Raw genomic sequence first — 4,362 nt, forward strand, 5'->3', positions numbered from 1 at the left:
GCCATGCAAATCTGGAACAAAATCGCGTGTCTCGCCGCAGCGTGACAGCCGTCCCGGCCAGCTATCGCTGCATCAATCCGCTGATAACTTTACAGTGCCATTGCAAGGCCCTTGCCGCCGATGTGGAGTCATCCCCGCGCTCGCGATGAAAAAGTACGCATCATCAATTACTTGCAGCCTCATCTCGGCAAGTGCTGCATGCCCTCCGAAATTCTGGCACGGCCTTTGCAGCGTAGTTCTCGAACCGCTTGAGGAGGCGGCAAGGGGACATCGGCAGACCGCCCATGTGACAGCAAACCAGCGAGGTTGGCGAAAGTGCTTGCGATGGCGACGCTGTGCCCGTACCTCCCGACGGCCCAGCGACATTTTTGAGGAGAACCACGATGAATATCCAGAACCAGAATTTCCTCGATAGCGAGCGCTGGCAAGGGCGCGCCTTCTTTGCCGATTGGGAGAAGACGGCCGCCGGCGTCATGGACGTGACCGACCCGGCGACCGGGGCGATAATCGCTTCGGTTGGTATCGGCGGCGCGGCCGATATTGCCCGTGCCGCATCGGAGGCGCGTGCCGCACAGAAGGCCTGGGCGAAGACCTTGCCGACCGACAGGGCGCGCATTCTTTCCAAGGCTGCGGACCTGCTCGAAGAGAACGGCGCGGAGCTCATCCCCTGGATCATGCGTGAGTCCGGATCGATCTATCCGAAGGCGGGCATCGAGATCGAACATGGTGCGCTGTTCATCCGCCATGCCGCATCGCTGGCCACGGCACCGATGGGAATGATGATTCCGGCCATGGACGACCGGACAAACTATGCCAAGCGCGTGCCGCATGGCGTTGTCGGCGTCATCTCACCGTTCAACTTTCCGCTTGTCCTCTCCGTGCGCTCGATTGCCGCGGCACTCGCCTTCGGCAATGCCGTGGTCCACAAGCCCGATCCGCGCACGCCGATCTCCGGCGGCATCATCATCGCCCGCATCTTCGAGGAGGCCGGCCTGCCGAAAGGCGTGCTGCAGGTCGTTCCGGGTGGCGCCGATGCCGGCGAGGCCATGTGCATCGACCCCAACATCGCGATGATCTCCTTTACAGGATCTGCGAGAGGCGGCTCGAAGGTCGCCGAGGTCGCGGGCCGGCATTTCAAGAAAGTGCAGCTGGAACTCGGCGGCAAGAATTCGCTGATCGTGCTCGACGATGCCGATGTCGACGTCGCCGCTTCGAACTCGGCCTGGGGGGCTTTCCTGCACCAGGGCCAGATCTGCATGGCGACAGGCCTGATCCTGGCCGACGAGAGGATCGCCGATGCGCTGACCGAAAAACTCGTCGTCAAAGCTGCCCATTTGCCGGCCGGCGACCCCTCGACCAATCAGGTGGCGCTTGGTCCGATCATCTCGGACGGTCAGGTGGCCGGTATCCAGGCGATCGTCGACGATGCCGTGGCCAGAGGGGCAAAGCTCCTGGCCGGCGGCACGCATGACGGCCGTTTCTACGCCGCGACCGTGCTTGCCGGCGTCAAACCCGGCATGCGGGCTTTCGATGAAGAAATCTTCGGCCCGGTGGCCTGCATCGCCACCTTCAAGACCGATGCAGAGGCGATCGAACTCACCAACAACAGCGATTACGGCCTCGCGGCCGGCGTGATCTCGTCCGATACCGGCCGTGCTCTCAGGATCGCCGATGAACTCGATGTCGGCATGGTCCATGTCAATGACCAGACGGTCAATGGCGGTCCCTTCGCGCCCTTCGGCGGACCGCGCAAATCCGGCAACGGCACCCGCATTGGTGGGCCGGCCGACATCGAGGAATTCACCACCTGGAAGTGGATTTCCGTCAAGGACGCCGCGACGCCCTATCCGTTCTGATCATTCCTACGATGGATGCGGGCGACGAGGCCCGCATCCGCTTATTCCCTTCATTTCGGAGACTGCCATGCAGATCAAAGCTGCGATTGCCCGCGCCGAGGGCGCCGACCTCGTCCTCGAAACCATCGATATCGAGGAACCCCGCGACAATGAAATCCTCGTGAAAGTCGTTGCCACCGGTGTCTGCCACACCGATATCGTCGTGCGTGATGGCATGTTGCCGACGCCGCTGCCCGTCGTGCTCGGCCATGAAGGCGCCGGCGTGGTCGAAAAGGTCGGCCGTGCCGTTTCGAAAGTCAAAGCCGGCGACAAGGTGGTGATGACCTTCAATTCCTGCGGCCATTGCCCGAGCTGCCAGGACCATCATGTCAGCTATTGCCACGAGTTCTTTCCGCGCAATTTCTTTGCCGCGCGCACCGACGGCACGAGCGCGCTTTCGGCCGGCGGCGAGCGCATACACGGCAACTTCTTCGGCCAGTCCTCCTTCGCCACCCACTCCATCTGCCATGAAGTCAATGTCGTCAAAGTGCCGGAGACGGCGCCGCTCGAACTGCTCGGGCCGCTGGCCTGCGGCATCCAGACCGGTGCGGGCGCGGTGATGAATGCACTCAAGGTCTCGGCCGGCAAGTCCTTTGCCGTGTTCGGCTCGGGTTCGGTCGGCTTGTCCGCCTTGATGGCAGCCAAAGTGGTGGGCGCGACGACCATCATTGCGGTGGACATGAACGACGAGCGGCTGGCCATGGCGCGGGAGCTCGGTGCCACGCATGTGATCAATCCGGGCAAGACAGATGCGACAGCCGAGACCATGGCGATCACCGGCCATGGGCTCAATTTCGCACTGGATACGACGGGGATCTCGAGCGTCATCCGCGCCGCGGTCATGGCACTTGCGCCGATGGGAACCTGCGGCATTCTTGGCGCCTCGGCCATGGGCACAGAGATCAAACTGGACGAAGTGCATTTCATGAGCGGCGGCCGCCGGCTGATGGGCATCGTCGAGGGCGAGTCCAATCCGGATACCTTCATTCCCATGCTGGCCGCACTACACGCACAGGGTCGCTTCCCTTTCGATAAGCTCGTGAAGTTCTACGACTTCGCCGAGATCAACCAGGCGATCCACGATTCCGAGAGCGGCAAGACCATCAAGCCGATCGTGCGCATGCAGTAGCCCGCCCATCCCATCCGACACTTCAGGGAGGAAACCATGTCGAAAGCCCAACTCGATTTTATTCTTGATATCAGCAGCCAGAACCCGCCGCCAGAGGATGCCACGCCTGCCATGATGCGGGCGTGGTTCGAGGGCATCAATGCCCAGATGCCGATCGCCGATGGCTCGATGATCGAGCGGGTGCTCGCCGGCCCATGCGGCGGCGACCTGATCCGCCGGGAGGAGACCGATGAGCGCAGCTTGGTCATCTACTATCACGGTGGCGGATTCTTCTTCGGCTCAAGCCGGTCGCATCGGGTGATCGCAACCCATCTCGCCCGGACATCGGGTGCTGCGGTGCTGGCAGCAGACTATCGGCTGGCGCCTGAATATCCGGCACCGGCTGCGCATGACGATGCGCTCGCCGTCTACAAATGGGCATTGGCGCGAGGTTGTGACCCGAGGGCGATCGCGCTGACTGGGGACAGCGCCGGCGGCAATCTCGCGCTTTCGGTCGCCGTCAGAGCGAAGAAGGAAGGCTTGCCGCAGCCCGGCGCGGTGGTGCTGATGTCGCCCGCGCTCGACTTCGCAGGCGAAGGCGTTTCGCATCATTCCGTACCCGATGCGCCGCTTCTGACGCCGCAGCTCATGGAACTTTTCAACATGGTCTATGTCGGCACTGGCGATCGCAAGTCGGAGCTGGTGACGCCTTTCTACAGCGATTTTACCGGCTTGCCGCCGACGCTGGTGCAGGTCGGTTCCTGGGAGATCCTGCGCGACGATTCGGTGACAGTCGTCGAGCGGCTCAAGGCCGCGGGCGTATGCGCCGAACTCAAGATATTCGACGGCATGGTGCATTCCTGGCAGCTCTTCGCGCCGATGCTCGACGAGGGCATGCAATCAATCGAGGAAGCCGGCGGCTTTCTCCGCGAGCATCTGCGATCCGGGTAATGTCACGTTATCTGGCTCTGACCGCGCTGAGGCCTGTATGGCGGATGTCAGTTGCCCCCGGTGACGACTTTCCACTCTGCCATGGCTTGCAGGCGGTGAAGATGGATCTGAATGGCGCGTAAAGTTAACCGACGGCTGATGAAGATGTGCGAACATGGGCCATGTCAGAAGTTGCTCGTGATCCGCTTTATCGTCGCCACCGCTTTCCCGCCGAGAGCATTGCGCACGCGGTATGGCTCTACTTTCGCTTTCCGCTCAGCCTGCGCATGGTTGAGGACATGTTGGCGGCCCGCGGCATCATCGTCACGCATCAGACCATTCGAAGCTGGGCGGAGAAATTCGGGCGGCATTTCGCCCGGGAGATCAAGCGACGGTCAGCCGGCTGCCTGGGCGACAAATGGCATCTCG

General features: G+C 62.2%; 3 protein-coding genes and 1 pseudogene. All 4 read left to right on the forward strand.

The annotated features are described in order from the left end of the window. Window positions 1-383: 383 nt before the first annotated feature. The gene (locus BLS48_RS34110; RefSeq protein ID WP_038644990.1) at window positions 384-1,856 is read left to right on the forward strand and encodes a benzaldehyde dehydrogenase; all 1,473 of its coding nucleotides are present in this window, start codon (window positions 384-386) and stop codon (window positions 1,854-1,856) included. A gap of 67 nt (window positions 1,857-1,923) precedes the next feature. Beyond that, window positions 1,924-3,024 carry an NAD(P)-dependent alcohol dehydrogenase gene (locus BLS48_RS34115; protein ID WP_038644992.1) on the forward strand — a complete coding sequence of 367 codons (1,101 nt, stop codon included), beginning with the start codon at window positions 1,924-1,926 and terminating at the stop codon, window positions 3,022-3,024. A gap of 36 nt (window positions 3,025-3,060) precedes the next feature. Beyond that, window positions 3,061-3,954 carry an alpha/beta hydrolase gene (locus BLS48_RS34120; RefSeq protein WP_038644994.1) on the forward strand — a complete coding sequence of 298 codons (894 nt, stop codon included), beginning with the start codon at window positions 3,061-3,063 and terminating at the stop codon, window positions 3,952-3,954. Window positions 3,955-4,115: 161 nt separating this feature from the next. Beyond that, window positions 4,116-4,362 (forward strand): annotated as a pseudogene (locus BLS48_RS36030) (IS6 family transposase); the annotation flags it as partial.

The organism is Mesorhizobium qingshengii (assembly GCF_900103325.1).
Lineage (GTDB): Bacteria > Pseudomonadota > Alphaproteobacteria > Rhizobiales > Rhizobiaceae > Mesorhizobium > Mesorhizobium qingshengii.